General features: G+C 28.8%; 1 protein-coding gene and 2 pseudogenes. All 3 read left to right on the forward strand.

Going from position 1 to position 1389, the window contains the following annotated elements; translation table 11 throughout:
• Positions 1-197, forward strand: a pseudogene (locus AJN60_RS10035) (hypothetical protein); the annotation flags it as partial.
• 41 nt (positions 198-238) lie between these two features.
• Positions 239-889 carry a PoNe immunity protein domain-containing protein gene (locus tag AJN60_RS08395; protein ID WP_002871601.1) on the forward strand — a complete coding sequence of 217 codons (651 nt, stop codon included), beginning with the start codon at positions 239-241 and terminating at the stop codon, positions 887-889.
• Positions 890-921: 32 nt separating this feature from the next.
• Positions 922-1389, forward strand: a pseudogene (locus AJN60_RS08400) (hypothetical protein); the annotation flags it as partial.

Here is a 1389-nt window from a genome sequence, read left to right on the forward strand (position 1 = left end):
ATGATAAACAAAGAGATAAATATATATCTTTTATCACTAATGCTAAAGCAGAGCTTATAGAATATAGAAGTATTGAGTTTGATGGGGATAGATACAGTAAAACCTTTGAAAGAATGTTAAATGATGAAGATATAGCCCTTTATGCTCTTATCAATCGTGCCAGAATGATTAAACAAAATAGAATCAGTTTTGTGTAAATAAATGAAATATTTTTCTTATGATTTAGAAAGGATAGAAAATGCTAAGAGATACTAATAAAGATGAAGCGTATTTTACCGAACGTATAATAGAATGGGAAGAAGAAGTTAAAAAAGATGAAAAAAGACTCTTGGAGCTTCCTTTAGGAGATGCAAGAAGGGAAAATTATTTTTTTTCTATAACAGATGGAAAAAAATGTATTGCTATGGATAAATACTCTCGTGGTGATGATATAAATCTGGTTAAAAAAGATTTAGAAGCATACATACTATTAAAACAAGAACATCGTTTAGAAGTGGGGATTGATATTAGCTGGTTTAAGGGAAATGCCCTTGAACTTTGTCTTAGAGTGTTATTAGATATGGACACAACTTGTGTATTAAAATTAGTAGAAGAAGATGAGAGAAAAAGAAAGGATATTCTCAATAGAGATTGGTTTTTACATTTTATGGGTTCTAAGGGTAAGAATTTAAATTTAGAACGCAAATGTATTCGCAAAGAACACGAGCTTATTAAAGAATTTGTAGCAACTAAGGATATTGAGTTTTTACATCAATATATGAAAAAACATACAAGATTAAGAGATCCTCTAGATACTTGGGATCTTGAAGGTGCAGCAATTGTAAAGCTAATGAATTTAGATAAAGAAGAATTTAAACAATATAAATACTTTCCTTATGATTTGATTTAATCTTAGTGGGTTTAAAACCCACAAGACTTTTCATGGCTAAAAAAAGAACAATCCTTATTCCTAGAATAAAAGATATTAATATAAGTTCTGATACTTCTTGTATGCATCCTATCTTAGAAGATAATACTTTAGTATGCTTACATGGATGTAGAGTTAAGTTAAAAGCAAAAAAAGCTAAAAGAATAAAATCAGACAATGTTCCTATTATGCTAAATAATGAAATACAAGGAGCTAGTATAAGTGGATGTTTAAATCCACCTATACTAGGAGGACCTTGTACTAAAGTAGCTTTAGTATTTGCTTATACTTATTCAGATCATAAAGTTAATAATAAACATTCTGTATTACAAATGGGTTTGATAGGAATGAGTATAAAAGGTTATCCTATATTTGCTATACCTAAAAAGAATAAGATTAAATTTGCTTTAGCTAAAATACAAGCTAGTCCTCTTGCTAAGATTAAATTTGATAGGATAAGATGGGAAGGGATAGGAGGTAAA

The organism is Campylobacter sp. BCW_4323, from assembly GCF_001763115.1.
Taxonomy (GTDB): domain Bacteria; phylum Campylobacterota; class Campylobacteria; order Campylobacterales; family Campylobacteraceae; genus Campylobacter_D; species Campylobacter_D jejuni.